Consider the following 24893-nt stretch of genomic DNA (forward strand, 5'->3'; position numbering starts at 1 on the left):
GTCGGCGCCGCGCTGTCGTTCAGCGCCCCGCCGTCGGTGGACCGGGTTATAGGCGCCCTCCCCCAAAACTGGCAAGCAGTTTTTTGCGCTTCGATGAAAAATTCCTGACGGTTCGTTTTTCATCGGAGCCTGAAGCGGATTCAGTGTAAGGGAACGACCCACCAACCGCGGCGTGGCCGGCGACCGTCCGAGCGCGCCAATCCATAGTGTTCCCATAGGGTTCATCCCTGCGGTCTTGTGTCGGTTGACAGGGTCGGACCGGTCCAGCATCGTCCGATCCAAAGGCTTAACACCTTCGGTGATGGCCATTGCCGGCCGCCTGCTGGGCAGCCCCAGGGGTTACAGGAGGAGGACGACGGTGCGTTCGAGGCTCTCCCGCCTTCCCACGCTCGCCTTGCTTGCCATCATGACCGCCGGTGCGCTGACGCCCGCGGCGGTTGCCGCGCGCGGTGCCGATGCGCCGAACGGCCGCGGGCCCCAGATCTACAAGCCTGCGGTCAAGCCGAACACGGGAGCGGAGGACGCGTCCGAGGCCAAGGACGATGCCAAACGCAGCGACGGCATCAGTGATGGCGGTCCTGCCGGTCCGGTTGACCGCCGCACCCTGTCCATCGGCCGCGGGGACACGCTGATGGATCTGCTCGCCGAAGCAAAGGTGCCGTCGAACGACGCCCATGATGCGGTAGCCGCCCTGCGGGAGGTATACAATCCGCGCCGCCTGCAGGTCGGACAGCGCGTCACGGTTCTGTTCGAACCGCGCCGCGGCGGCGCCCGCAAGTTCGTAGGCCTGGAGTTCGCGCCCGATCCGCTGCGGTCGGTGTCGATCGCGCGCAAGGGTGATGCCGGCTTCACCTCCAGCCAGATCGAGAAGCCGGTGACGCGCAAGCCGGTCGCGGCGCAGGGTGTCATCCGCTCCAGCCTGTTCGAGGCGGGGGCGCAGGCCGGGGTTCCGATCTCGGTCATGATGGCCTTCCTCCAGAACTTCTCCTATGACGTCGACTTCCAGCGCGACCTGCAGCCGGGCGACCGGTTCGAGGTGATGTACGAGAAGCTGGTCACAGCCGACGGCACCGAGGCGGGCGAAGGCGAGTTGCTGTACGCATCGCTGACGCTGAGCGGCGACGACATGCCGATCTACCGGTTCAAGACCCGCGACGGGCGGATCGACTATTACAACGACGACGGCGAGAGCATCCGCCGCGCCCTGCTGCGCACCCCGATCGACGGTGCCCGCATCACGTCGGGCTTCGGCATGCGCCGTCACCCGATCCTGGGGTTCAGCAAGATGCACAAGGGCGTGGATTTCGGGGCGCCGTCGGGAACGCCGATCTATGCCGCCGGCCGCGGCACCATCGAGCTGGCGGAGCGCAACAGCTCCTACGGCAACTATGTCCGCATCCGCCACAACACCGAGATCACCACCGCCTACGCCCATATGAGCCGCTTCGCCAAGTCTATCCGCCGCGGTGCGCGGGTCGATCAGGGCGACATCATCGGCTATGTCGGCACCACAGGGCGGTCAACTGGTCCGCACCTGCATTACGAGGTGCTGAAGGCCGGACATCAGGTGAACCCGCGCTCCGTCGACCTGCCGACCGGCGAGAAGCTGGATGGGCGGGAACTCCAGAACTTCCAGCAGGCCCGGCGGGCGATCGACAAGCTGTTCGAGGACTCCCGCAGCGGCCTGCAGCTGGCGCGCACCCCTGCACCGGCCTCCCCGGAGGAGAAGGGCTGCAACAAGGCCACAAGCTGCTGATGGCCGGCCCCTGATCGGCGTGCCGGCGGCGATTGCCGCCGGTGATGGCCGCAAGGTTGCGCCTATTCCTTGTTCATCATGGTCCGGATGGCGCCGACGAATTGCCGCGCGGTGTTCTCGTCATCCAGCATCTTCTGCAGCTTTTCACGGATGATCATCGCCTTCGGCCGCTGCTGCATCGCGCGTTCGATGGCGACGTCGGCTTCGCCGGGCTTCAACGGTTCGAGGTCGGAGGACATGGCGGACATCCCGTGCGGAAAGGCTGTGTCGGGTCGGCACGCAGGTAAGGATAGCCGGATCCGATCGGGCCATCATCAGGCAAAGATCATCAGGGGCGTCAGGGTCAGCGATACTGCCCGACAGTCTCCACCGCTTCCCCGCCGGTGCCGAGCTTGAACTCGGTGACGCCGGGGGCGGTGTCGGGATTGATGCCGCCGAGGTCGAGCGTGCGGACACCACGCTGCTTCAACTCCTGCATCGCCTTCCACAACACCAGCCGCATGGCGCCGCTCTTGCGGCCGGACTCGTCGGCCCAGCTGATCTGGCTGGTGGCACAGATGCCGTGGCGGAAGAACAGACCGCAGGCCACCGGCTTGCGGCCGTCGAGCGCCGTCACCATCAGCGCCCCGTCAGCGCGGCCGCCGCCTTTGACCATGGCATTGCGCAGGCGGACGGCCAGCGGCCCGGTCATGGCGCGGAAGCCCTTGCCCAGTGCCTGGTCGTGCTCCTGCTTCATCAACCAGGGCAGGTTGTCGGCCTTCCAATCGACGTCGAGGACGAGACCGGCCTTCTCCGCCCCGCGCAGACGCTGGCGCCAGTCGCGGGCAAGGCCGGCACGCATCGCCTCCTCATTGCGGGTCAGGTCGAACCAGACGGTCCGGTAGCCGGGTCCGACCTTGCGGAAGCCGCAGCGGGCGAGCAGCGCCTCCGTCTCCGGTCCGGCGGGCAGTTCCGGCAGCAGGCTGGCGCGGCTGAGCGGCGAGCGCGGGCAGGCGCGGCGCAGCAGGCGGAACACCGGCTCCAGCGTGTCGGCATCGGGGATCGTGCCGTCGAGCCAGAGCGGGCCGCGGTAGCACTGGCGGTCGTGGAACAGCTTGAGCATGCGGCGGTCGAGCGTCTGGACGAGCCCCAGCGGCTCGCCGCCGCGGCGGATCACGCCCAGCCGCGGGACATGGCCATAGGTGCGGCCCATGGCGCGGCCATAGGCGAAGCTCTGCAGCAGGGTCGAGCGGGGTACGCGGGCGAACAATGTGTCCCAGTCGCCGACCGTGCCCTCGTTCCAGACGATGTCGATGTCCGGCATCGGTGCCTCCGATGAATAGGGCCGCCGGATCAGGCCGGCGGCAGGGCGGAGGTCGCCTCTTCCACCTGGGCGAAGGTCGGACGGTATTCCGGTTCCAGCACGTTACGCGCGTATTCGACCGAGATTGCGGGCGCGTAGCCGGACAGATGCGCGATCAGGCCGGTCTTCATGGCGTGATAGTACCTGCCTTCGGCGTGGTAGATGTTCTTCAGGCCGCTGGCGATCGGGGCGAGGAAGCCGTAGGCGACCAGAATGCCGGTGAAGGTGCCGACCAGCGCGCCGCCGATCAGCTTGCCCAGTACCTCCGGCGGTTCGGTGATCGAACCCATGGTGTGAATCACGCCCAGCACCGCGGCGACGATGCCCAGCGCCGGCACCGCGTCGGCGACCGCCTGGATGGCGTCGGCGATGCGCTGGTGTTCGTGGTGCATCGTCTCGATATCCTCGTCCATCAGGTCGACCAGTTCGTGGGGGTTGTCGGCGCCCAGCGACATCAGACGGAGATAGGTGCAGAGGAAGGCGATGGCATGGTGATCGCCGTAGAATTTCGGGAACTGCTGGAAAAGCGGGGAATCCTCCGGCTTTTCGATGTGCTGTTCCAGCGCCAGCAAGCCCTTGGTCTTCGCGATCTTGAAGACCTGGTACATCATGGTGAGGACCTCCAGGAAGTCCTCCTTCTTGTATTTCGGACCCTTGAAGAGGTGGCCCAGCTCCTTGCCGGTATGGGTGACCACGGACTTGGGGTTGGCGATGAAGAACGCCCCGGCGGCCGATCCGAGAATGATCATGAACTCGAACGGCATCCACAGCACGCCCATGTGGCCGCCGCCGAGGATGTAGCCGCCGAACACGCTGACCACCACGATGACCAAACCGATGATCACGAACATCCGGTCTTCTCCCTACCCCTACCCGCCACGGACCGCAGGATGCATCCGACCCACAGAAGGCCGGAGATCGGTTGAGTTTCCGTAAACCACCCGAACGGTCTACCGCCTTCGCGACAGGCCGCGCGATCCTACCGGTGCAGATGGGTCCTGTCACGAAAGGACTGGCGGTGCAGGCTTTTCAGGCTTTGCGAACCGGTGGCCGGGCGGCGGCAAGGTGCCGGAGGAGACCGGAGTGGTTAGCGGGATGAGAGGGAGGACACAGGATGGTCACAGCCGGAACGCAGGAACGCCCCGGCGACCGGACATGACCGGGCAGCCGAGGCGTTCGAAACAGGGGATCGTCAGCGGAGCGGAATGTTCATCTGGACGCTGACACCCGGCGGCGGGGGGGGCGGGGCATAGACGACGGCGGGCGGCGCATAGGATGGCGCATAGACGACCCGCGGCGGGGGCGGCGGAGCGGGAACCACCACCACCGGCGGCGGGGCGCCATAGATGACGACCGGGCCGTCGTCATGATGATGGTGCTTCTTCTTGTGCTTGTGATGGCCCCAGGCATGGCCGCGGCCATGGTCCCCCGGATCGGCGAAGGACGGCGTCGACAGCGCGGCGCCGAGCAGCAGGACGGCAGCCGCGGCACCGGCCGTCCTGGCGACGGTGCGGGCCACCCGACGCACGGCTTTCTCCGGCGTCCGGGGGTGCTGCATGGTGGCTGCGGCGTTCATCGGCCTGATCTCCTCGGATGGGCTTGCGGACGGGCTTGTGGCGGCTGGATGTTGACGGTGGCGGGGATGGGGACAAGGACGGGGCGAAGGGCCGCGTACCCATTTCGATGGGATAGTCCCTTATGCTCAGGCTTGGGCTGGACCGGGTGAGACATTTTTCGGGCGGTGTCCGGCGGAGAAGCGGGTGGATGGCGGTTTGGCCGCCGCGCATCCTTACCTATGAAGCTGTTGTTCGGGGGGCGGTATCGCTACCCATCCGGTGGGGGTAGGCCGGATGCAGCGGGCGGATGCCAGCTCCTTCCCCACCCGCTTGATCCGATAGGCGCCGGAGAGCGTATGAGGCAACATATGTAAGGATGTCGCCGTCCACCGCGTGCCGACTCCGCCGATATCGATCCCAGCCGCCGAGCCACAGCGATGACCGTTCGGACCCGCTTTCATACCGTCACATTGGCCGCCGCACTTGCGGCGGTCCTTTCCATGATGGGAGCCACCAGCGCCATGGCCGCCAGCAGCAGTGCAACCAACGCCTACAGCTTCACCTTCCAGGGCATCGACGGACAGCCGCTGCCGCTGTCGCAGTTCGAGGGCAAGGCGATCCTGGTGGTCAACACCGCGTCGCAATGCGGTTTCACCCCGCAATACAAGGGGCTGCAGGCGCTGTGGCAGAGCTACCGCGACCGCGGGCTGGTGGTGGTGGGCGTGCCGTCCGACGACTTCGGCGGGCAGGAGCCGGGGAATGCGACCCAGATCAAGGACTTCTGCGAGGTCAACTATCGGATCGACTTCCCGATGACGGACAAGACGGTGGTGTCGGGCGACGGCGCCCACCCGTTCTACCGCTGGGCGTCGAACGAGATGGGCTTCCTCGCCAAGCCGCGCTGGAACTTCCACAAATATCTGGTCGGCCCGGACGGCAAGCTGGTGTCCTGGTTCTCCACCATGACCGACCCCGAAGCGGACAAGGTGCGCGAGGCGATCGAAAAGCTGCTGCCGGAGAAGGCGCCGAAGTCTTAAGGGGAGTCGACGCAGGCCACCTCCCCTACTCCACCGCCTGACGCAGCGCCGCGGCCCCCGCCCAGGGGGCGAGCGGCAGGGCGGCGGCGAGGATGCCGGCGAGCAGCAGCAGATGCGGGCGCGGCGTCAGGCTGTTGATGGCGGCGTCGATGGCGCCGGCGCCGAAGATCAGCACCGGGATGTAGAGCGGCAGGATCAGCAGCGACAGCAGCACGCCGCCGCGCCGAGCCCCCAGGGTCAGCGCGGCGCCGATGGAGCCGATCAGGCTGAGGATCGGCGTCCCCAGCGTCAGGGTCAGCACCAGCACGCCGAAGCCTTGCGCATCCATGTTCAGCAGGACGGCCAGCAGCGGGGCGGCGACGATCAGCGGCACGCCGGTCACCAGCCAGTGGGCCAGCGTCTTCGCCAGCACCGCGGCCTCCAGCGGCAGGGAGGACAGCGACAGAAGCTCCAGCGAGCCGTCCTCGTAATCGGTCTGGAACAGCCGCTCCAGCGACAGCAGCGAAGCGAGCAGCGCCGCCACCCAGATCACGCCGGCGGCGATGCGGGCAAGAATGTTCGGCTCCGGCCCGACGCCGAAGGGGAACAGCACCACGCACAGGACGAAGAACATGACGGCGATGGTGGCATCCGACCCCTGGCGCAGGGCCAGCCGCAGGTCACGCGCCACAAGGCGCAGGAAACGGCTCATCGCGCGGCTCCCTCTTCCTGAAACTCGCCCTCGCCACCCGCTTCATCGTCGGCATAGGGGGTGAAGTCGTCCAGATGCAGTTCCTCGCCGCCGGGGGTGGCGATGTCGGTGTGGGTGGACAGCACCACCATGCCGCCCTCGGCGCGGTGTTCGGCGATCAGCCCCTCGAACAGGGCGATGGCGGCACGGTCGAGCGCCACGGTCGGCTCGTCCAGCAACCACAGGGTCGCCGGTGCGGCCAGCAGCCGCGCCAGGTTGAGCCGGCGCTTCTGCCCGGCCGACAGGTAGCGGCCCGGCACCCCGGCGATGTGCGGCACCCCCAGCCGATCGAGCGCCGCCCGCGCATTGGCGGCCGGATCGGCGGCTCCCGCCAGCGCCGCCCAGAAGGCGAGGTTCTCCGCCGCCGTCAGCACCGGCTTCACCGCGTCCAGATGGCCGACATACTGCACCCGCGCCCGGTGGCCGTCGGGATCGTCGGCAACCGACACACCGTCCCAGCCGAGCGTGCCGCGCAGCGGTTTCAACAGGCCGGCCATCACCCGCAGCAAGCTGGACTTGCCGCTGCCGTTGGGGCCGAGCAGCACCAGCGCGCCGCCGGGAGCGATGCGGAACTCCAGCCCGGTGAAGACCAGCCGGTCGCCACGCAGGCAGGTCAGCTCGGATCCGGAAAAAACGGGCATGGGACGGGTCGCGCCTCCGGTTGAGGGAGGCGCTGCTATAGCACAGGGCGGGGGAAAAGCCGGAGCAAGAATGGCGTCGCCGCTGCATGAGCCACGCAAAGAAAAAGGCCACCGCGAGGGGGTTCTCGCGATGGCCGCGCGCCCGGCCGGGTCCGGCCGGACGATGCTCGATGGAACGGCGCCCGTTCATCGCGGCGGTGGCGCTAGGGGGGACGCCGATGCGCGCGACATGCGTCGCCGGTTGCTTGAGATAAAGTCTATAGGGAGAAAGTGGCAAAATTTGGATGCAGTTCGAGCAATCGGACGTTGTCCTGCGGCGGACTGGCGGCATCGCAGCGCTGCGCTCCCATGCGCGGGATGCAGCGCGGGGGTGCCGGGAACGGCAGGATCAAAGCCCGACCGCTTGTTCTGAATCAACGCCTTACCCTGCCGCCCTGCCGCATCGTGGCGCCGTCGCTCCCCCATCCGCGGGGAGTGTCGCGTCGTTTCCGGAACCCGTCCGGGGCCTGCCGGAACCCTGCCCAATCGTGTTCAGCAAGCGAGTCCTCCCATGTCGGCCTTCACGTCGGCCTTCGCAGACATTCTCCAGGCCATGCCGCCGATCGCGCGGGTGGTCCTCATGCTCGGCCTCGTGTCGGCGGCGGGCGTGGCGCTCGGCCATATCAAAATCCGAGGGGTCGGGCTCGGCATCGGCGGTGTGCTGTTTTCCGGCATCGCCGGCGGCCACATCGCCAAGCAGGCGGGCATCGCCTTCAATCCGGAGATGATGGACTTCATCCGCGACTTCGGGTTGATCCTGTTCGTCTACACCATCGGCATCCAGGTCGGCCCCGGCTTCTTCGCGGCGTTGCGCCGCACCGGGCTGGCGTTGAACGGGCTGGCTCTGCTGATGGTGGGATCGAGCATCCTGCTGACCGCGGCGCTGGTCTCGTCGGGGGCGCTGTCGCTGGGGTCCTCGCTGGGGGTGTTCGCCGGTGCGGTGACCAATGCCCCGGCGCTCGCCGCCACCCAGCAGGTCCTGACGGAGGTCGGGGCCGACGCCGCGGTGATGGCCCTGCCCGGCCTCGCCTTCGCCGTCACCTACCCGTTCGGCATCGCCGGCAACCTGCTGGCGATGGCCGCCGTCCGCATCCTGTTCCGCATCGACCCGGAGGCGGAGGCCGCCCGCTTCGAGGAATGCCGCCGCGCCGAGGTGTCGAAGCTGGAGACGATGGATCTGGCCGTGCGCAACCCGGAACTGGAAGGCAAGGCGCTCGGCTCCATCGACCTGCTGTGCGGCCAGGGGGTGGTCGCCTCGCGCCTGCTGTGCGACGGCAAGCTCTGCGTCCCGCATGACGACACCCGCCTGAAGCTGGGCGACGTGCTGCATGTGGTCGGGCCGCGGCAGAAGCTGGAGCAGGTTCGGACGCTGCTGGGGCAGGAGTTCGAACGGCCGCTGACCACCAAGGGCACCGACCTGAAATGGGAGCGCATCGTCGTCACCAACAACGGCGTGCTGGGCAAGTCGATCGCCGCCCTGAACCTGCAGGAGGCCCATGACGTGGTGGTCAGCCGCGTCAACCGGTCGGGCGTGGAGCTGGTGCCGACCCAGGCGCTGAAGCTGCAGTTCGGCGACATCCTGACGGTGATCGGCCGGCCGGACAGCCTCGCCTCCGTCGGGCAGATCTTCGGCAACTCCGCCCGCAAGCTGCAGCAGGTGGAGATGATCCCGCTGTTCCTGGGCATCGCGCTGGGCGCGGCGCTGGGCGCCATCCCGATCTTCCTGCCGGGCATGCCGGCGCCGCTGCGCCTGGGTCTGGCCGGCGGGCCGCTGATCGTGGCGCTGATCCTGGGCCGCGTCGGCCATATCGGGCCGCTGGTCTGGTTCATGCCGCCGGCCGCCAACCTGGCGCTGCGCGAGATCGGCATCGTCCTGTTCCTGGCCGTGCTGGGCATCGCGTCGGGCGACCGCTTCGTCGCCACGCTGGCCAGCGGCGCCGGATGGCCCTGGATGATGTGGGGCGTGCTGGTGACGCTGGTGCCGCTGCTGCTGACCGGGCTGATCGCGCGCGGGCTGATGAAGCTGAATTTCCTGACCATCTGCGGCGTGCTGGCCGGCGCCCAGACCAATCCGCCGGGGCTGGCCTACGCCAACGCGCTGGTCGCGTCGGAGGCTCCGGCGCTGGCCTATGCCACGGTCTATCCGCTGGCGATGTGCCTGCGCATCCTGGGACCGCAGATTTTGGTACTTTTGTTGTGGTGACGCATCATTTTCCGACACAAGCGGCACAACGTGCGCGGCGTGTGAAATCCGCGTTGCGGAACGCCTACGCGCCGGTCTAGCCTGTGCCGCAATGGTCAGACCATAACCAGCCCCCACAACCCTGCCGGTTCCCACGCATGCATCGCCATCCGCCCGTCAGCGACTCCGCACCCGCCGCCGTCGTCGTGGAGGATTTGCACAAGCGGTTCGGCGATCTGGAGGTGCTGAAGGGCGTGTCGCTGACCGCCCGCGAAGGCGACGTGATCACGCTGATCGGCTCCTCCGGTTCGGGCAAGAGCACGCTTCTGCGCTGCATCAACATGCTGGAGATTCCGGATGATGGGCGCGTCGTCATCGGCGGCGAGGCCATCGCGCTGAAGAAGACGCGCCGCGGCGCCACCGTTCCCGCCGACACCCGTCAGGTGGAACGCATCCGCACGAGCCTCGGCATGGTGTTCCAGAGCTTCAACCTCTGGACCCACATGACCATCCTGGAAAACGTGATCGAGGCGCCGGTGCATGTGCTGGGCGTGCCGAAGGCGGAAGCCGTCGACCGCGCCCGCATGCTGCTCGACAAGGTCGGCATCCTGGCCAAGGCCGACAGCTACCCGGTCCAGCTCTCGGGCGGGCAGCAGCAGCGCGCGGCCATTGCGCGGGCGCTCGCCATGCAGCCGAAGGTGATGCTGTTCGACGAGCCGACCTCGGCGCTGGACCCCGAGCTGGTCGGCGAGGTCCTGCGCGTCATCCGCCAATTGGCGGACGAAGGCAACACGATGATCCTGGTGACGCACGAGATGGGCTTCGCCCGCGAAGTGGCGTCCAAGGTGGTTTTCCTGCATCAGGGGCGGATCGAGGAGGAGGGGTCACCCGACAAGGTGCTGACCGACCCCGACTCGGACCGGGTGCGGCAGTTCCTCTCGCGCCATCTGTCCGGCGCGGCGTGAGGGGACGAGGCAGAGGGCAGGACCGGACCGTCAGAAACAGCCCGGCCGCCGACAAGGGCGGAAGAACGGGCGAACCGAACAGAGGAGTGTGTGCGTTGAAGAAGATCGTTTCGGCCCTGGCGCTGGGCGCCATGATGGCTGTGGCCGCGGCGGGCGCCGCCGGCGCCAAGGAGTGGAAGACGGTCCGCATCGGCAGCGAGGGCGCCTATCCTCCGTGGAACGCCACCGACACCTCGGGCAAGCTGATCGGCTTCGAGATCGACCTCGCCAACGACCTGTGCAAGCGCATGAAGGTGTCTTGCGAGTTCGTCGCCCAGGATTGGGACGGCATCATCCCGGCCCTGCAGCAGGGCAAGTACGACGCCATCATGTCGGCGATGACCATCACCGACGAGCGCAGGAAGGTCATCGACTTCTCCGCCCCCTACGGCACCGAGCCGTCGGTCTTCGCCGTTCTGACCGACTCGCCGCTGGGCAAGGCGCTGAACCTCGGCGCCGATCGCATCGACCTGAACGACCAGGCCAAGGCCAAGCCGGTGCTGGACAAGCTGGCCGAAGCACTGAAGGGCAAGTCCGTCGGCGTCCAGGTGTCGACCATCCAGGCCGACTTCATGGACAAGCATCTGTCGAAGGTGACCATGCGCACCTACGACAAGATCGACAATGCCGGCATCGACCTGAACTCCGGCCGCGTCGACGCCATGTTCGGCGACCGGTCGGTGGTCGAGGCGGTGCTGAAGGCCACGCCGGGCAAGATGGTCGTCGTCGGCCCGAACTTCATCGGCGGCGTGATCGGCGAGGGCATGGGCGTCGGCCTGCGCAAGGACACCGCCGACCTGAAGGCGATGTTCGACAAGGCCATCGGCGAGGCTCTGAAGGACGGCACCGTCAAGAAGCTGAGCACGCAGCATTTCGGCTACGACATCTCCCCCAAGTAAGGCGACCAGGAAAGGCGGACCTCCAGTCCGCCTGTCTGATCGGAACGGCGCCCGGCGGCCTTCGCGGCAACCGGGCGCCGTTCGTTCCCTGATCGCCGTTAGCTGACCCCGTACGGCCGGCCTTCCGCGCCGCGCCCGGCGGGCCTTACCGGGCGTGCCAATGCTGGAACTCCTTTCCTTCGGTCCCAACGGCTGGGGCGGACAGCTTCTGATGGGAACCGCGATGACCGTCGCGGTCGCCGTGTCGGCCTTTGCCTTCGGCATCCTCGTCGGGTCGCTCGGCGCCTCGGCCAAGCTCAGCCATTCCCTGGCGCTGAACGTGGTGGCCGACATCTACACAACGGTCGTCCGCGGCATCCCCGAACTGCTGGTCATCTATCTGCTGTTCTTCGGCGGCAGCAGCGTCGCCACCTCCATCGCCGCCGCCTTCGGCTATGACGGGCGGGTCGACCTGAACGCCTTCACCATCGGCGTGCTGGCGGTCGGGCTGATCTCCGGCGCCTATTCGACGGAGGTGATCCGCGGTGCGGTGCAGTCCGTCCCCTTCGGCCAGATCGAGGCGGCGCGCGCCTGCGGGATGAGCCGCTGGCTGATCCTGCGCCGGGTGCTGGTGCCGCAGACCCTGCGTTTCGCCCTGCCCGGCCTCGGCAATGTCTGGCAGCTGACGCTGAAGGACACGGCGCTGGTGTCGGTGACGGCCTTGGCCGAGCTGATGCGCGTGACGCATCTGGCGGCCGGCGCCACGCGCCAGCCCTTCCTGTTCTATGGGACCGCCGCCGTGCTGTACCTGCTGCTGACCACCATTTCGACGGCGCTGTTCAACCGCGCCGAAATCTCCGCCAACCGCGGCGTCCGGAGGGCCTGAGGCCATGAACTGGCAACTGATGTGGGACAGCCTGCCCCGCATGCTCGGCGGACTGTCGCTGACGCTGCAGTTGATCGTCGGATCGCTGGCGCTGGGCGCGCTGGTCGCCTTTGGCGTCGCGCTTCTGCGGCTGTCCGGCAACCGCGTGGTGGAGACGCTGGCCGCGGCCTATGTCTTCGTCTTCCGCGGCACGCCGCTGCTGGTGCAGATCTTCCTGGTCTACTATGGGCTGGGCCAGTTCGAGTTCATCCGCGAGAGCATCCTCTGGCCCTTCCTGCGCGAGCCCTACTGGTGCGCCATCCTGGCGCTGACGCTGAACACCGGCGCCTACACCAGCGAGGTGCTGCGCGGCGCCATCCTGTCGGTGCCCCAGGGGCAGGTGGAGGCGGCGCGGGCCTGCGGCATGTCCCGCGCGCTCGCCTTCCGCCGCATCGTGCTGCCGGTGGCGATCCGCCAGATGCTGCCGGCCTACGGCAACGAGGTGATCCTGATGGTCAAGGCGACGTCGCTCGCCAGCACCATCACGCTGATGGAGGTCACCGGCATCGCCCGGCGCATGATCGCCCAGACCTTCGCGGTCTTCGAGCTGTTCATCGTCGCAGGCGCGATCTATCTGGTGCTGAACTTCGTCGCCACCCGCCTGATCAAGTTCGCCGAATGGCGCCTGACCCCCTATCTGCGGGCGCGGGCGTAAGTAAGGATAGCGTTTTGCTTGCCCTCACCCGCCCCGGGAGTTGTCCCCTCTCCCCCCTGGGGAGAGGGCCAGGGTGAGGGGGACGCACAGCGACGATCCCCGAGTATCCTTACCTGAGAAAAGAAAACGCCGCGGCTCGTCCCAATGACGGCCACGGCGCATCCCCCTCACCCAACCCTCTCCCCAGGGGGGAGAGGGCAAGTTCTGGTTCTCTCACTGCCCCAGCATCTCGAAGGACGGCGGCGCCGGGTCGACCACGCGCGATCCGGTGGGCGTGATCTCCATCACCGCAAGCCCGCGTTCGACCATGCCGTCGGCGCGCAGGCGGAACAGGCCGTCCAGACCCTCGAAGCCGTTGGGGTTGGTCATCGCCATACGGTCGAAGGGCACCGGGCCGCCACTGCGGGTCAGCACCGCGGCGATGGAGGTCGCATCATAGGCCAGCGTCGCGATGCGCGGCGGCTTGCGGCCATAGACCTGCTCGAACTGCGACTCGAAGCGGGCGCGGGTCTGCGGCGCGGGTGCGGCGTACCAGGCGCCGACCAGCGCCGGCTCCTGCCCCAGCGCCCCTTGCGAGCTGTCGTCCCACAGGCCGGTGCCCAGCAGCTTGACCTGCTGCGGCTGCACGCCGTTCGCCGCCAGCGCCTGGGCGATCCCCTGGGCGCGCTGCCCGCCTTCGGCCAGCATCACCGCCTGCGGCTGCGGCGTCACCTGCGCCACCTGCTTGGCCGGGACCGACAGGTCGGTGACGGCCGGGTCATAGCGTTCGACCTGCGTGGTCATGGTGCCCAGCCGCGGGCCGATGGACTGCAAGGCGTTGACCACCGCATCGCCATAGGGCGAGCGCGGCGCCAGCACGGTGAAGCGCGTCACCCCGCGCGAGCGGGCGAAGCCGGCGACGCGGCTGACCTGATCGGCCGGGACGAAGCCCAGCACATAGGTGCCGTTGCCGGCCTGGGTGGCGTCGTTGGTGAAGGCCAGCACGTCGACGCCGGCATTCTGGGCGATGGGACGCACCGCGGCGACGTCGGCGGCGAACAGCGGGCCGATGATCAGGCGGGCGCCTTCGGCCAGCGCCTGGCGCGCGGCGTCGGCCGCACCGCTCGGCGTGCCCTTGGTATCGCGCGGCAGAAGCTGAAGCTGGTCGCCGGCCATGTCGAACAGCGCCATTTGCGCTGCGTCCAGCATGGCCTGTCCGATGGCCGCGCTCTGGCCGCTGAGCGGCACCAGGACGGCCACCTTGACGGGGCTCTGCGCGTCGGGCAGGGGAGCCACCGGAGCCGGGACCGGTTGCGGCGCTTGTGCCACCCGCGGCGGCGCGCTTACAGTCGAACAGGCCGACAACAGGCCGGCGACCAGCAAGGCTGCCACGCCGTGACGTTTCAGACCCTGTGAGAAAGCTGTTGCCAAGCGTGCCACCAATCATCTCCACATCTGCTGAAACGGCCGCCAATACCGAAGGCGAGACCCAAGGCATGGTTCAAAGTGGCGCTCAAGGTAGCCCCCTCGCCGCGCCAAGTAAACTCGCGGGCGGACTCCATGTCGTCGCTACCCCCATCGGAAACGCAGCGGACATCACGCTGCGGGCGCTCGACACGCTGAAGCGGGCCGACGCCATCGCCTGCGAGGACACGCGCGTCACCGCAAAGCTGATGGGCATCCACGGCATCCACACCCCCTTCGTCTCCTACCACGAGCACAACGCCGCAAAGATGCGTCCGGTCCTGATCGGCCGCATGAAAAAGGGCGAAGCCATCGCGCTGGTCACCGATGCCGGCACGCCGCTGGTCTCCGACCCCGGCTACAAGCTGGTGCGGGAATGCGTGGCGGAAGGCGTGGCGGTGACCACCCTGCCCGGCGCGTCGGCCCCGCTGGTGGCGCTGGTGCTGTCCGGCCTGCCGACCGACCGTTTCCTGTTCGCCGGCTTCCTGCCGAACAAGAGCAGCGCGCGACGCGCCACCGCCGGAGAGCTGAAGGGCGTGCCGGCCACGCTGGTCTTCTTCGAATCCCCGCAGCGCCTGCCGGAGTCGCTGGCCGACCTCGCCGACATCCTGGGCCCGCGCGAGGCCGCCGTCGCCCGCGAACTGACCAAGCTGTACGAGGAGGTGCGGCGCGGCACCCTGCCGGAGCTGGCCGCCCATTACGCCGAGGCCGGCCCGCCGCGCGGCGAGGTCGTGCTGGTGATCGGTCCGCCGGGAGAGGAGGCGACGCCCGGCGAAGCCGACGTGGACGCGCTGCTGCGCGAGGCGCTGACCCGCCTGTCTGTGCGCGACGCCGCCGCCGACGTTGCCGCCCGCACCGGCCAGCACAAGCGCACCGTCTACGCCCGCGCGCTGGAGTTGCAGCGGGAGGAGAAGGGCAAATGACCGACCTGGATGCGCGGCGCCTGCGTGCCGAAAGCCTTGGCCGCCGGGCGGAGGCGCTGTGCCGCCTGTCGCTGCGGCTGCGCGGCTACCGCATCCTGGCCAGCCGCCTGCGCACGCCGATGGGCGAGATCGACATCGTCGCCCGGCGCGGAAAGACCATCGCCATCGTCGAGGTGAAGGCGCGCGGCGACTGGGACACCGCCAACGAGGCGCTGAACGCCCGCCAGCGCGGCCGGCTGGTCCGTGCCGCCCATGCCTTCCTGGGCGCCAACCCCCGCTATGCCGGCTATGTCTTGCGCTTCGACGTGATGCTGGTTACCCCTTGGGCCTGGCCCCGTCATCTGGTCGATGCCTGGAGACTGTGAGGGGATGAATTTGAGGGGGCGACAGTCTTGAGCAACCGCGCGGAAGCCCGCGAAATCCTGCGCCGCATCGGCGACCAGCCGGACGACGAGATCGATCTGGCCGAAGCCGCCCTGGCGCTCGGCGCGCTGGAGCTGCCGAATGCCGAGCTCGCCCCCTACCGCGCCCACATCCGCGCCATCGTCGAGGATCTGGCCGCCCGCGTCGCGGCGCAGGATCCGGCAAATGTCAGCCTGGAAGCACGCATCGCCCATCTGCATGCGGTGATCGGCGGGCGCCACGGCTATTCCGGCGACCACGACACCTACGACGACCTGCAGAACGCCAACCTGCTGCGGGTGATCGACCGCCGGCGCGGCCTGCCGGTGGCGCTGGGCATTCTCTATATGCACGCCGCCCGCTCGCAGGGCTGGCCGATGGTGGGGCTGAACTTCCCCGGCCATTTCCTGGTCCGCATCGAGAAGGACGGCGCGCGCGCCATCATCGATCCCTTCAACGAGGGGCAGACCCGCAGCGTCGTCGATCTGCGCGACCTGCTGAAGGCCACCGCCGGCAGCGCCGCCGAGCTGGAGCCCGGCCATTACCAGCCGGTGTCGAACCGCGACGTGCTGCTGCGGCTGCAGAACAACATCAAGCTGCGCCACCTGTCGGCGCACGAGGTGCCGAAGGCGCTGGAGGTGCTGGAGGCGATGCGCCTGTTCGCCCCGCACGAGCCGGCGCTGTGGCGCGAGACCGGCCTTCTGGAGGCCCATGCCGGGAACCTGAAGGACGCCATCACCGCGCTGGAGACCTTCATGGCGCTGACCGGCGACGACCATCACCGCCACCAGACCGCCTCGCTGATCCAGCAGTTGAAGAACCGCCTGAACTGACCCCGTTCCAGAGGGACCCGTCATGAGCCTCGCCGTCGCCTTCCAGATGGACCCCATCGAGTCGATCAACATCGACACCGATTCCAGCTTCATGATGGCGCTGGAGGCGCAGAAGCGCGGCCATCGCCTGTACCACTACCACCCGCGCGACCTGATCCTGACCGGCAACCGCCTGACCGCCCGCGTGCGCGAGATGACGGTGGTGCGCCAGCGCGGCGCCCATTACACGCTGGGCGAGCCGGTGCCGACCGACCTGTCGACAATGGACGTCATCCTGCTGCGGCAGGACCCGCCCTTCGACATGGCCTACATCACCTCCACGCACCTGCTGGAGCATGTGCAGCCCAAGGTGCTGGTGGTCAACGACCCGGCCGAAGTGCGCAACGCGCCGGAAAAGCTGTTCATCACCAAGTTCCCCGACCTGATGCCGCCGACGCTGATCACCAGCGACAAGCAGGCCATCCTGGAGTTCCGAGCGGAGCACAAGGACATCATCGTCAAGCCGCTGTTCGGCAACGGCGGCGCCGGCGTCTTCCACCTGAAGCCCGACGACGAGAATCTGGGATCGCTGCTGGAACTGTTCACCCAGCTCTACCGCGAGCCGGTGATCGTGCAGAAGTACCTGCCGGAGATCCGCCAGGGCGACAAGCGCATCATCCTGGTCGACGGCGAGCCGGTGGGCGCGGTCAGCCGCATGCCGCTGGAGGGCGAGGCCCGCGCCAACTTCCATGCCGGCGGCAGCGCCCGGAAGACCGAACTGACCGCGCGCGAACGCGAGATGTGCGCCGCCATCGGCCCGGTGCTGCGCGAGAAGGGGCTGGTCTTCGTCGGCATCGACGTGATCGGCGACTACATGACCGAGATCAACGTCACCTCCCCCACCGGCATCCAGGAGATCAACCGCCTGGACGGCGTGCAGCTGGAAGCCCTGCTGTGGGACGCCATCGAGCGCCGCCGCGCGACCAAGTAAGGATACGCTGCAGCGCGAGAGCGTGGCGTAGCGTTGTGCAATTTTTTCGGGAAGCGGAGGTCCGCATACCCTTGCGGGCAATCGGCTCCGGACTTATCTTGAACCGTGGGAGCGGCGGCTCCGACCCCGCCGCTCCCTGGTCCAGCCTTAGCCCTGGTAGAGGTCAAGCAGACGCTTGATGATCTCCAGGACAAGGACCAGAAGGAAGGATTCGTTTCATCCTTCTTCTCCTTCTCGTGTGGCGGGGGCGGCGGGTCCGCCCCCCTCCCAACCACACGAACGCGGCGGTAGCACACAGGCGCATTCAATACAACCGCCGCTGCCTGCACGCGACGATCCGCGCGGACGACGATCAACCGCGCGGCGTGCCTTGACCGGCGGACTTCGGGGGGCGATAACTGCCGCCTCCCAGAGTTTTCGAGCGAGACCACCCGTGAACCGCATTTTTTCCGGCATGCAGCCGACCCGGCAGCTTCACCTCGGCAACTATCTGGGGGCGCTGCGCAACTGGGTGGAACTGCAGAACAGCTACGAGTGCATCTTCTGCGTCGTCGACCTGCACGCGCTGACCATCGACCAGGACCCCGAGGTCCTGCGCAACAACATCCGCGAGGTCGCCGCGGCTTACATCGCCGCCGGCATCGACCCGGACAAGAACATCCTGTTCAACCAGTCGGTCGTGTCGGGCCATGCCGAACTGGGCTGGATTCTGTCCTGCCACACGCCGCTGGGCTGGCTGAACCGCATGACCCAGTTCAAGGAAAAGGCCGGCAAGCAGAAGGACATGGCCAATCTGGGCCTGTACGCCTACCCGACGCTGATGGCAGCCGACATCCTGCTTTACAAGGCCACCCATGTGCCGGTGGGCGAGGACCAGAAGCAGCATCTGGAACTGGCGCGCGACATCGCCGGCGCCTTCAACCGCCGCTATGAAACCGAGTTCTTCCCGCTGCCCGAGCCGCAGATCCTGGGCGAGGCGACGCGGGTGATGAGCCTGCGCGACGGCAAGAAGAAGATGTCGAAGTCGGACGAGTCCGAATATTCGCGCATCAACATGACCGACGACGCCGACACCATCGCGCAGAAGATCCGCAAGGCGAAGACCGACCCGGAGCCTCTGCCGGAAACCGTGACCGAGCTGGAGGCCCGCCCCGAGGCCGACAACCTCGTCACCATCTACGGCGCGCTGGCCAGCCAGTCGCGCGAGCAGGTGCTGGCGCAGTTCGCGGGTGCGCAGTTCTCCGACTTCAAGAAGTCGCTGGTCGACCTGTCGGTGGACAAGCTGGCGCCGATCACCACCCGCATGAAGGAGCTGCTGGCCGACAAGGCGGAGATCGACCGGCTGCTGAAGAAGGGCGGTGAGCGCGCTGCCGCCATCGCCGAGAAGAACCTGAACGACGTGAAGGACATCATCGGCCTGCTGCGGCCGTAAGGATGCCCTGCGCGTGACGGCCCCCATCCTGATCACCGGCTTCGCGCCGTTCGGGCTCCCCCCGAACGGCGAAGCGGATCACTCTCCCGCTGGGCATCCCTGGGCAGCCGATCCGACCGCCCTGCTGATGGACCGGCTTTCGGGAGAGCCGGGGGTCGTCACCGCCACCTTGCCTCCTCTCTATGACGCCTGCGGCGAAGCCTTCGCCGAGCTGCTGACCGAACACCGGCCACTGGCGGCGCTCGGCTTTGCCTATTGGGAAGCGAGCGATTACATCCGGCTGGAACGGCTGGCCTGGAACCGCGACGAAAGCCCGCTGGCCGACGCCGCCGGCACGGTGCGCGAACACGCCGACATCGTGCCCGACGGGCCTACCGCCTATGGCAGCACCCTGCCGGTGCCGCGGGTGATGCGGGAATTGTCGATGGCCGGGCTGCCGGTGACCTTCGGCGATTTCTCCGGCGGCTTCCTCGGCAACCATCTGTTCTACCGGGCGCGCAACATCATCGAGAGCGCCGACCTGGATATCCCCTACGGCTTCTTCCACATGCCGCCGCTGCCTGAACGCGCGGCAACGCTGCGCCGCTTCGGCGGCCTGAGTTTGGAACGGCAGGAACTGGCGGTGCGCACGCTGGTGAGGATGCTGCGCACGGCGCTGAACGGAGTCGTCTGAAGGCGGAAATCAAGCTGTTTTGGCGGGACGGCGCTGGTCGGGCGGGTTCACGATGGCGCGCAACGCGTCCAGGAACTCACGGCCCTTGTCGGTCAGGGTGACGATCTTACGGCGGCGTTCGCGCGGATCTTCCTGCGCCTGCACCAGATCGAGGCCGGCCTTGCCGAAGCTGTGCCAGCGGCTGAGCGCCGCGACGTTGCGCGACGCGGAGGATTGGGCGATGCCCAGGCGTTCCGCCAGTTCGCCGATGGAAATGCCTTCGCTCTGCGCGATGGTCATGAAACTCAGCGCATACTGGATGGGCAGGTCGGGGTCGAGCTTGCGGAACGCCTCAAGCACCTGGACGACGGTAAGGACCTCGTCATGACGAACGCGGGCCGGCATTCAGCAGGTCTCCGCGGCGCCGCGCGCTATGCAGCGCGGGAGGGTGGTCCCCAACGGGCCGGTGTGTAGATGATGTTCAGGCGTCCAAGCCATAGGATGACTTCCCCGTTTTCACGCCGCAGGTCGAACGACCCGGCCGGCGATGCCCAGCGGGCGTGTTCAACGAAGAGACGGTGACCGCAAAAACCCAGAAAGACACACATGGGATCCTCTCGATATCCGGAATTCACGTTCGAAGGGTGCGGGACGAAGAAGGGCGGCTTGGGCATGATTGGCGGCCATATGGACGGCGGTGGCGGCCGGATCGCCCGATCGGCGAGTCCAGGCGGTGGTTACGATGGCTTTCATCGATACTCTCCAGGGGTTGAGTGATGCCGGCGTGAGAGGCCGGCGGATCCGGTATCGCCGCTCAGCGATACGGTTGCAAGGTCAAAAATGTCCGCGCTTCCGATAGGTTCCGATCGCGGATGTGAAAAGGCCGAAGACGGCATGCAAGTGGAGGCTCTTCGCCGTCCCCGGCATCCCCGTCCGCCAATCCGATGTCGCGCCGCAGGTGGTCGCACAATCGGCCCGGTCCGGAGGACGCCCCGGAATCGAGCCAGCGGCTCCGCAACGCCGTCCACAAGGTCGGCATGATCTGCTCCTTTGCCTGGGAGGCTCCGAACACCGGAGCCTCTGGAGGCGAAATAGTTCCGCAGTCGGATGTGTTCCGTCAACCTGTCCGTCAGTGGATCGGCGTGTCCATTTGGAAGCGGCGTGACCATTGCCGCACGCCTGTGGCAAATCGGCACCGCTCGCGCACGGTTTCACCAGCGGGCGGGATGGCGGCGGGCATCTCTGGACAAGCGGGGGGCTGGTCGGTCAAACAAAGCCGTCGGCGAACGCCTTCGGTGGTACTCCGTCTCTCTGCTCCCCATCCATCGGTTCCGGACCGTCCATTCGTGTTGACCGCCCTCTCCCCCGTATGGCCGACAGCGGTGCGCTCCGCCCTGACGCTACGGGCGGTTCTGGCGATGGCCGTCGCGACGATGGCGGCGCTGTGGACCGGTCCGGCGGCAGCGGAGGCGCGCTTCACCCCAGGCCCCTGCTGGTTCACCGTGCCGGAGGGCGAGGCGGCCTTGTGCGGAACGGTGGCGGTTCCGGAACGGCGCGACCGCCCCAACAGCCGCAGCCTGCGCCTGCCGGTCGCCGTCCTGCTCAGCACCGCCCGCCAGCCCGCCCCCGACCCCGTGCTGTTCCTGGAGGGTGGCCCCGGTGCTTCACCCTTCGGCAGCGGCGAGGCGACGGAAGAGCGGATGGAGGTGTGGTGGGAGCTGTCGGCCCCCTTCCGCCGCGCCCGCAACCTGATCCTGTTCGATCCGCGCGGCGTCGGCCGGGCGGAGCCGGACACCGACTGTCGCGAACTGGACGGCGTCGCCCCCACCCGCGGCACCCGGCCGCTGACGCGCGAACAGCGGGCGGCTTTGGAACGGGCAGCGGTCAGCGCCTGCGCCGCCCGGCTGACGGCGGCCGGGCTGGACGGCACCCAGTTCTCCACCCCCGTCGCGGCGGAGGATGCGCTGGACATCGCCACCGCGCTGGGCGCTCAGCGCATCAACCTGTTCGCGGTATCCTACGGCACGCGGGTGGGTTTGGAGATCTTGCGGCGGCAGGGCGGCCGTGTCCGCACCGCCGTGTTCGACAGCGTCTATCCGCCCGACGTCAACGCGCAGGAGGAGGCCGCCTGGCTGGCGCAACGGGCCTACCGCCGGCTGTTCGACGATTGCGCCGCCAACCGCGGCTGCCGGTCGGCCTTTCCCGATCTGGAAAAGCGCTTCCTCGATCTGGTGGAGCGGCTGGACCGCAATCCGGTCGACATCGTCGTCGGCGATCACGAGACGCGCCGCGCCCTGCGGCTGACCGGCGGAATGGCGATCGCCGCCGGGTTGGAAGCACTGGCGATCAGCGAGGCGGTCCCCCTCGTGCCGACCATCATCGACCGCGCCGCCCGCGGCCAGTATGCGACCCTGGCGGAATGGGCGCCGACCAACTGGCTGGGAGACCCGGAAATCGCCGACGGGCTGGTCTTCTCCACCGAATGCCGGGAGTCGGTCAACAGTGCCGAACCGCTGAAGCGCGCCGACAATGCCCGTCGCTATGCGCCGTATGGCCTCGTCGCCACCGACGATCCCGGCCAGCGCGTCTGCCGTCTGTGGCCCGCCGGCCACCAGGAAGCGGCCGAACGGCTGCCGGTCGCCAGCCCGGTGCCGGTCCTTCTGCTGTCCGGCGCCTACGATCCGGTCACCCCGCCGGAATGGGGCGACCGCGCCGCCGCCACCCTGCCCAAGAGCCGCCATCTGGTCTTCCGCGCCGCCAGCCATATCGTGACTTCCAGCGAGGACTGCGCCATGGCCGCCGCGGTGACCTTCGTCGAGCAGGAGTCGGTGCCGGCAACCGTCTGTCCGGGAGCGGCCAAGCCGCCGGTGTTCGAACGGCCGTGAGTTGGATTGGCGGAAGCGCCGGCCACGGTTGCCCCCACCCTTCCCAGGCTTACGCCTGGGCCCCTTCCCTCCCCCGCTGGGCAGGGGAGGGAGCTTCTGGAGCTTTGCAAAAGTGCGGCGGCAGTCCCTCCCCCGCGAGAGCGGGGGAGGATAGGTGGGGGTCTAACGTCTCCGAGAATTCTCAGTCCCCTCACCGCCCCGGCGCGATCCGCCGGTAGCTCAGCGCTTCCGCGATGTGACGGCGCCTCACCCCTTCCACCCCGTCCAGGTCGGCCAGCGTCCGACCCACCCGCATCACCCGGTGGTAGCCGCGGGCCGACAGCTTCAGCCGCTCCGCCGCCTCGGTCAGCAGGGCGCGGCCGGGGGCGTCGGGCGAGGCGACCTTCTCCAGCAGTTCGCCGTCCGCCTCGGCGTTCGTGCGCACCGCCCGGCCGGCCGGGTAAGGACCGAAGCCGCCATAGCGTTCCGCCTGGATCGCGCGGGCGACGGCGACGCGGGCGGCGATGTCGGCGCTGCCCTCCGCCGGCGGCGGCAGGCTGAGGTCGGCGGGGCTGACCGCCGGCACGTCGATGTGTGTTAGCTTCAAATAAATTTCAGACTATAGCCTGGCTAACCCATTGATTCTCCGAGTCGGATGTTAATCTAAATTTCAGACTGATGCAGTTAAAATTCAGACCTGCTCGAAGTCCTCACCTAATGGCTGGACCGGTTCGACGGCGCTTTATCTGCGATCGTTGAATTGCCGTGGTTCGGCATCGCCCGATGCTATTCCCGCTTGAGACCTGTCGTTCTTGAACGGTAACCAGGAAGCTGATATCCGCATCCTTCACTCTTCTGACCGCGCGCCACCCATCTGCTGTAGCGCTCCACCACATGGGTATCTGTCTCGCCAGCCTGAAGCGCTTCGGCGCCGTGATGCGGGCGGCAGCCATGGTGGCGCGGATCTCCACCGGAGAGATCGCCGAGTCGGAGGTAGCAGCGGTAGACGACAGGAGGGACCGGCACACCGACGCGCTCGGGTGGTGTTTGCCCCCACCCCAGGCCATTGAAGAACAAAAAGATTTTCAAGTTTTTCGATGAGTTCGCCATCGAGGTGCGGAGATATCCTTTCCCCCTTGATTGTCCGCAGACACTGCTTCCCGCTCCCCTCTTTGGAAGGGTGACGCGGTCGACCACGCCGCCCCTTCCGGCTAACGCCTATGCCCAAGCGTCAACTCCTAGGTCCGGTCCCGGACCGGCATCGGGCTCCAGTCCGCGCACCCATGTCTTAGCTGACGGAATTGCGAGGAATATATGTACACGAACCACTGTCCATCCGGTGTCAAAACCGCGTTCCATCGTTTTTTTTAAAATCCGCCTTGCTTTTTAGGGAAAGTGTTCCTATCTGGATCGGGTTACACCGTAAGATGGCGGACACTGCGATTATGGCTGAGGCTGAACTGAGACCCGTACTGCGGGACGACTATCTGGCACTGCTGAAGGACTCGGGCTTGCTGGCCGGCATCGCCGGCGAGGACATCGACGAGACGATCGGCAACCTTCAACCGACGCCGCGACAGTATGGCGACGGCCAACTCGTGTGCCGGGCGGGTGCCAAGGCCAACTGCCTGTGGATCGTCGTCCAGGGGGCGGTTGGGGTGAAGCATGGCCGCAATAACCTGCTCGATCGCAAGATCCCCTACATCGTCGGCGAACAGGCCATCATCGAACCCGACTCCACCCGGTCGGCTGACCTCGTCGCGTTCGGTCCGACCACGCTGCTGGAAATCGGCCGCACCTGTGTGGAGCGGCTGCCGCCCGGCATCCTGGCCGCCGTCTGGCGCAACCTCGCCGGCGTGGTCTCGGCGAAGCTGCGCTACGCCACGATCCAGCGGTCCGAGTTCATCGACCGGGATCGCGACAACACCGCCATCATCAGCCGCTTCCTCAACCAGCATCAGCAGGGCTTCGTCCTGGCCCAGGGCTCGCTCTCCGCCGGACATTTCCCCGACAAACTGGAAGCCGGCCGGTTCGTGATCCTCTTCAGCGACGTCGTCGGCTTCTCCAAGCTCGCGTTGCGGATTTCTCCGGCAGAGACCGCTGAGATCATCCGGCGCTGCATGCAGTTGCAGTCCGGCGCCATCGAAGCCGCCGACGGCTATGTCGATAAATTCATGGGCGACGGCTTGATGGCGTACTGGCCGGTGCCGACGACTGCAACCCCTGACGATGTCGCGCAACTCTGCGATCAGGCTCTGAGCGCGGCAATCGCCGCGGTCAAGCTGATGGCGGATATTCCGGTGGAGGGTGACAAGCTCGGCCTGCGTGTCGGTCTCCATCTCGGGGAAGCCATAGCCGGCAACTTCGGGTCGCCGGACCGGATGCAGGTCACGCTGCTCGGGCCGGAGGTCAACGCCGCAGCGCGCCTGGAGCAGGCCAGGAGCGACGATATGCTGGCCGGGGATGCTCTGGCCGATGTTCGGGTCAGCACCGCCTTCTACAACGCGCTTCCGGAAGCGAGCCGAGCCCTGCTGCCGTTCGAAGCGACCATCAAAGCAAAGCAGGCCGACATCGATCTGCGCAGCGGCCCGCCGCAGGCTGCCATCTGACCACGTCTCAGGAAAGGAGC

23 protein-coding genes and 1 pseudogene are annotated in these 24893 nt (G+C 67.6%); 15 read left to right on the top strand and 9 right to left on the bottom strand.

From position 1 onward, the window contains the following. Window positions 1-358 precede the first annotated feature (358 nt). Window positions 359-1756 carry a peptidoglycan DD-metalloendopeptidase family protein gene (locus FZ983_RS11060; RefSeq protein WP_149223628.1) on the top strand — a complete coding sequence of 466 codons (1398 nt, stop codon included), beginning with the start codon at window positions 359-361 and terminating at the stop codon, window positions 1754-1756. A gap of 62 nt (window positions 1757-1818) precedes the next feature. Here FZ983_RS11060 and FZ983_RS34025 read toward each other — a convergent pair whose 3' ends face one another. From FZ983_RS34025 to FZ983_RS11075, 4 genes are all read right to left on the bottom strand, one after another. Continuing rightward, window positions 1819-1995 carry a hypothetical protein gene (locus tag FZ983_RS34025; protein WP_188092290.1) on the bottom strand — a complete coding sequence of 59 codons (177 nt, stop codon included), beginning with the start codon at window positions 1993-1995 and terminating at the stop codon, window positions 1819-1821. 104 nt (window positions 1996-2099) lie between these two features. Further along, window positions 2100-3059: a GNAT family N-acetyltransferase gene (locus FZ983_RS11065; RefSeq protein WP_149223629.1), complete on the bottom strand. Its 960-nt coding sequence runs from the start codon at window positions 3057-3059 to the stop codon at window positions 2100-2102. A gap of 29 nt (window positions 3060-3088) precedes the next feature. Continuing rightward, window positions 3089-3949, bottom strand: coding sequence for a flagellar motor stator protein MotA (motA, locus tag FZ983_RS11070; protein WP_014249276.1), 861 nt, complete (start codon window positions 3947-3949; stop codon window positions 3089-3091). A gap of 341 nt (window positions 3950-4290) precedes the next feature. Next, a complete protein-coding gene (locus tag FZ983_RS11075) occupies window positions 4291-4674 on the bottom strand; it encodes a hypothetical protein (RefSeq protein ID WP_149223630.1) in 384 nt (127 codons plus the stop codon). Window positions 4675-5091: 417 nt separating this feature from the next. Between FZ983_RS11075 and FZ983_RS11080 the strand changes: the two genes are divergently transcribed. Further along, window positions 5092-5691, top strand: coding sequence for a glutathione peroxidase (locus FZ983_RS11080; RefSeq protein ID WP_149223631.1), 600 nt, complete (start codon window positions 5092-5094; stop codon window positions 5689-5691). A 25-nt stretch (window positions 5692-5716) separates the two neighbouring features. Here the strand turns inward: FZ983_RS11080 and ccmB are convergent, their stop codons facing one another. Both ccmB and ccmA read right to left on the bottom strand, forming a co-directional pair. Next, the gene (gene ccmB, locus FZ983_RS11085) at window positions 5717-6382 is read right to left on the bottom strand and encodes a heme exporter protein CcmB (protein WP_014249273.1); all 666 of its coding nucleotides are present in this window, start codon (window positions 6380-6382) and stop codon (window positions 5717-5719) included. After that, complete coding sequence (gene ccmA / locus FZ983_RS11090; RefSeq protein ID WP_149223632.1) at window positions 6379-7062, bottom strand: heme ABC exporter ATP-binding protein CcmA; 684 nt, start codon at window positions 7060-7062, stop codon at window positions 6379-6381. The genes ccmB and ccmA overlap by 4 nt, the downstream gene beginning before the upstream one ends. 550 nt (window positions 7063-7612) lie before the next feature. Here ccmA and FZ983_RS11095 point away from each other — a divergent pair. The 5 genes from FZ983_RS11095 to FZ983_RS11115 all read left to right on the top strand — a co-directional run bounded on the left by FZ983_RS11095 (window position 7613) and on the right by FZ983_RS11115 (window position 12745). Further along, entirely contained in the window at window positions 7613-9304 is a 1692-nt protein-coding gene (locus FZ983_RS11095) for a putative transporter (RefSeq protein ID WP_149223633.1), read from the top strand. Window positions 9305-9441: 137 nt separating this feature from the next. Continuing rightward, entirely contained in the window at window positions 9442-10248 is an 807-nt protein-coding gene (locus FZ983_RS11100; protein WP_149223634.1) for an ATP-binding cassette domain-containing protein, read from the top strand. A gap of 86 nt (window positions 10249-10334) precedes the next feature. Then, window positions 10335-11186, top strand: a complete 852-nt coding sequence (locus FZ983_RS11105; RefSeq protein ID WP_247883715.1) for a lysine/arginine/ornithine ABC transporter substrate-binding protein — start codon at window positions 10335-10337, stop codon at window positions 11184-11186. Between the two features lie 160 nt (window positions 11187-11346). Next, complete coding sequence (locus FZ983_RS11110; protein WP_149223636.1) at window positions 11347-12051, top strand: ABC transporter permease; 705 nt, start codon at window positions 11347-11349, stop codon at window positions 12049-12051. A 4-nt stretch (window positions 12052-12055) separates the two neighbouring features. Further along, window positions 12056-12745: an ABC transporter permease gene (locus tag FZ983_RS11115; RefSeq protein WP_149223637.1), complete on the top strand. Its 690-nt coding sequence runs from the start codon at window positions 12056-12058 to the stop codon at window positions 12743-12745. Between the two features lie 213 nt (window positions 12746-12958). Here FZ983_RS11115 and FZ983_RS11120 read toward each other — a convergent pair whose 3' ends face one another. Further along, entirely contained in the window at window positions 12959-14116 is a 1158-nt protein-coding gene (locus tag FZ983_RS11120) for a penicillin-binding protein activator (protein WP_149223638.1), read from the bottom strand. A 104-nt stretch (window positions 14117-14220) separates the two neighbouring features. Here FZ983_RS11120 and rsmI point away from each other — a divergent pair, with 104 nt between their 5' ends. From rsmI to FZ983_RS11150, 6 genes are all read left to right on the top strand, one after another. Next, the gene (gene rsmI / locus FZ983_RS11125) at window positions 14221-15111 is read left to right on the top strand and encodes a 16S rRNA (cytidine(1402)-2'-O)-methyltransferase (protein ID WP_149223639.1); all 891 of its coding nucleotides are present in this window, start codon (window positions 14221-14223) and stop codon (window positions 15109-15111) included. Further along, window positions 15108-15476, top strand: coding sequence for a YraN family protein (locus tag FZ983_RS11130; RefSeq protein ID WP_149223640.1), 369 nt, complete (start codon window positions 15108-15110; stop codon window positions 15474-15476). The genes rsmI and FZ983_RS11130 overlap by 4 nt, the downstream gene beginning before the upstream one ends. Window positions 15477-15503: 27 nt before the next feature. Further along, window positions 15504-16346 (top strand): transglutaminase-like domain-containing protein, encoded by an 843-nt coding sequence (locus FZ983_RS11135; protein WP_149223641.1) that lies wholly within the window; start codon window positions 15504-15506, stop codon window positions 16344-16346. A 22-nt stretch (window positions 16347-16368) separates the two neighbouring features. Further along, complete coding sequence (gene gshB, locus FZ983_RS11140; RefSeq protein ID WP_149223642.1) at window positions 16369-17316, top strand: glutathione synthase; 948 nt, start codon at window positions 16369-16371, stop codon at window positions 17314-17316. Between the two features lie 433 nt (window positions 17317-17749). Next, window positions 17750-18748, top strand: a complete 999-nt coding sequence (trpS, locus tag FZ983_RS11145) for a tryptophan--tRNA ligase (protein ID WP_149223643.1) — start codon at window positions 17750-17752, stop codon at window positions 18746-18748. Between the two features lie 13 nt (window positions 18749-18761). After that, complete coding sequence (locus FZ983_RS11150) at window positions 18762-19421, top strand: pyrrolidone-carboxylate peptidase (RefSeq protein WP_149223644.1); 660 nt, start codon at window positions 18762-18764, stop codon at window positions 19419-19421. 9 nt (window positions 19422-19430) lie between these two features. On the opposite strand, the gene FZ983_RS11155 is transcribed toward FZ983_RS11150, so the two are convergent. Then, window positions 19431-19805 (bottom strand): MarR family transcriptional regulator, encoded by a 375-nt coding sequence (locus tag FZ983_RS11155; RefSeq protein WP_149223645.1) that lies wholly within the window; start codon window positions 19803-19805, stop codon window positions 19431-19433. 941 nt (window positions 19806-20746) lie between these two features. Between FZ983_RS11155 and FZ983_RS11160 the strand changes: the two genes are divergently transcribed. After that, complete coding sequence (locus tag FZ983_RS11160; RefSeq protein WP_247883716.1) at window positions 20747-22285, top strand: alpha/beta fold hydrolase; 1539 nt, start codon at window positions 20747-20749, stop codon at window positions 22283-22285. 190 nt (window positions 22286-22475) lie between these two features. On the opposite strand, the pseudogene FZ983_RS11165 reads toward FZ983_RS11160, so the two are convergent. After that, window positions 22476-22859: pseudogene (locus tag FZ983_RS11165) on the bottom strand (ATP-binding protein); the annotation flags it as partial. 832 nt (window positions 22860-23691) lie between these two features. On the opposite strand from FZ983_RS11165, the gene FZ983_RS11170 reads away from it, so the two are divergent. Next, complete coding sequence (locus FZ983_RS11170) at window positions 23692-24873, top strand: adenylate/guanylate cyclase domain-containing protein (protein ID WP_149223646.1); 1182 nt, start codon at window positions 23692-23694, stop codon at window positions 24871-24873. The last annotated feature ends 20 nt before the right edge of the window (window positions 24874-24893 follow it).

The organism is Azospirillum sp. B21, assembly GCF_008364825.1.
Lineage (GTDB): Bacteria > Pseudomonadota > Alphaproteobacteria > Azospirillales > Azospirillaceae > Azospirillum.

What these genes read in the sequence shown, in the direction of transcription:
- motA (WP_014249276.1), bottom strand. Translation starts at nt 3,949, where the DNA reads ATGTTCGTGATCATCGGTTTGGTCATCGTGGTGGTCAGCGTGTTCGGC.
- ccmA (WP_149223632.1), bottom strand. Translation starts at nt 7,062, where the DNA reads ATGCCCGTTTTTTCCGGATCCGAGCTGACCTGCCTGCGTGGCGACCGG.
- FZ983_RS11110 (WP_149223636.1), top strand. Translation starts at nt 11,347, where the DNA reads ATGCTGGAACTCCTTTCCTTCGGTCCCAACGGCTGGGGCGGACAGCTT.
- FZ983_RS11130 (WP_149223640.1), top strand. Translation starts at nt 15,108, where the DNA reads ATGACCGACCTGGATGCGCGGCGCCTGCGTGCCGAAAGCCTTGGCCGC.
- FZ983_RS11080 (WP_149223631.1), top strand. Translation starts at nt 5,092, where the DNA reads ATGACCGTTCGGACCCGCTTTCATACCGTCACATTGGCCGCCGCACTT.
- gshB (WP_149223642.1), top strand. Translation starts at nt 16,369, where the DNA reads ATGAGCCTCGCCGTCGCCTTCCAGATGGACCCCATCGAGTCGATCAAC.
- FZ983_RS11065 (WP_149223629.1), bottom strand. Translation starts at nt 3,059, where the DNA reads ATGCCGGACATCGACATCGTCTGGAACGAGGGCACGGTCGGCGACTGG.
- rsmI (WP_149223639.1), top strand. Translation starts at nt 14,221, where the DNA reads ATGGTTCAAAGTGGCGCTCAAGGTAGCCCCCTCGCCGCGCCAAGTAAA.
- FZ983_RS11115 (WP_149223637.1), top strand. Translation starts at nt 12,056, where the DNA reads ATGAACTGGCAACTGATGTGGGACAGCCTGCCCCGCATGCTCGGCGGA.
- FZ983_RS11155 (WP_149223645.1), bottom strand. Translation starts at nt 19,805, where the DNA reads ATGCCGGCCCGCGTTCGTCATGACGAGGTCCTTACCGTCGTCCAGGTG.
- FZ983_RS11170 (WP_149223646.1), top strand. Translation starts at nt 23,692, where the DNA reads ATGGCGGACACTGCGATTATGGCTGAGGCTGAACTGAGACCCGTACTG.
- FZ983_RS11095 (WP_149223633.1), top strand. Translation starts at nt 7,613, where the DNA reads ATGTCGGCCTTCACGTCGGCCTTCGCAGACATTCTCCAGGCCATGCCG.
- FZ983_RS11100 (WP_149223634.1), top strand. Translation starts at nt 9,442, where the DNA reads ATGCATCGCCATCCGCCCGTCAGCGACTCCGCACCCGCCGCCGTCGTC.
- FZ983_RS34025 (WP_188092290.1), bottom strand. Translation starts at nt 1,995, where the DNA reads ATGTCCTCCGACCTCGAACCGTTGAAGCCCGGCGAAGCCGACGTCGCC.
- FZ983_RS11075 (WP_149223630.1), bottom strand. Translation starts at nt 4,674, where the DNA reads ATGAACGCCGCAGCCACCATGCAGCACCCCCGGACGCCGGAGAAAGCC.
- ccmB (WP_014249273.1), bottom strand. Translation starts at nt 6,382, where the DNA reads ATGAGCCGTTTCCTGCGCCTTGTGGCGCGTGACCTGCGGCTGGCCCTG.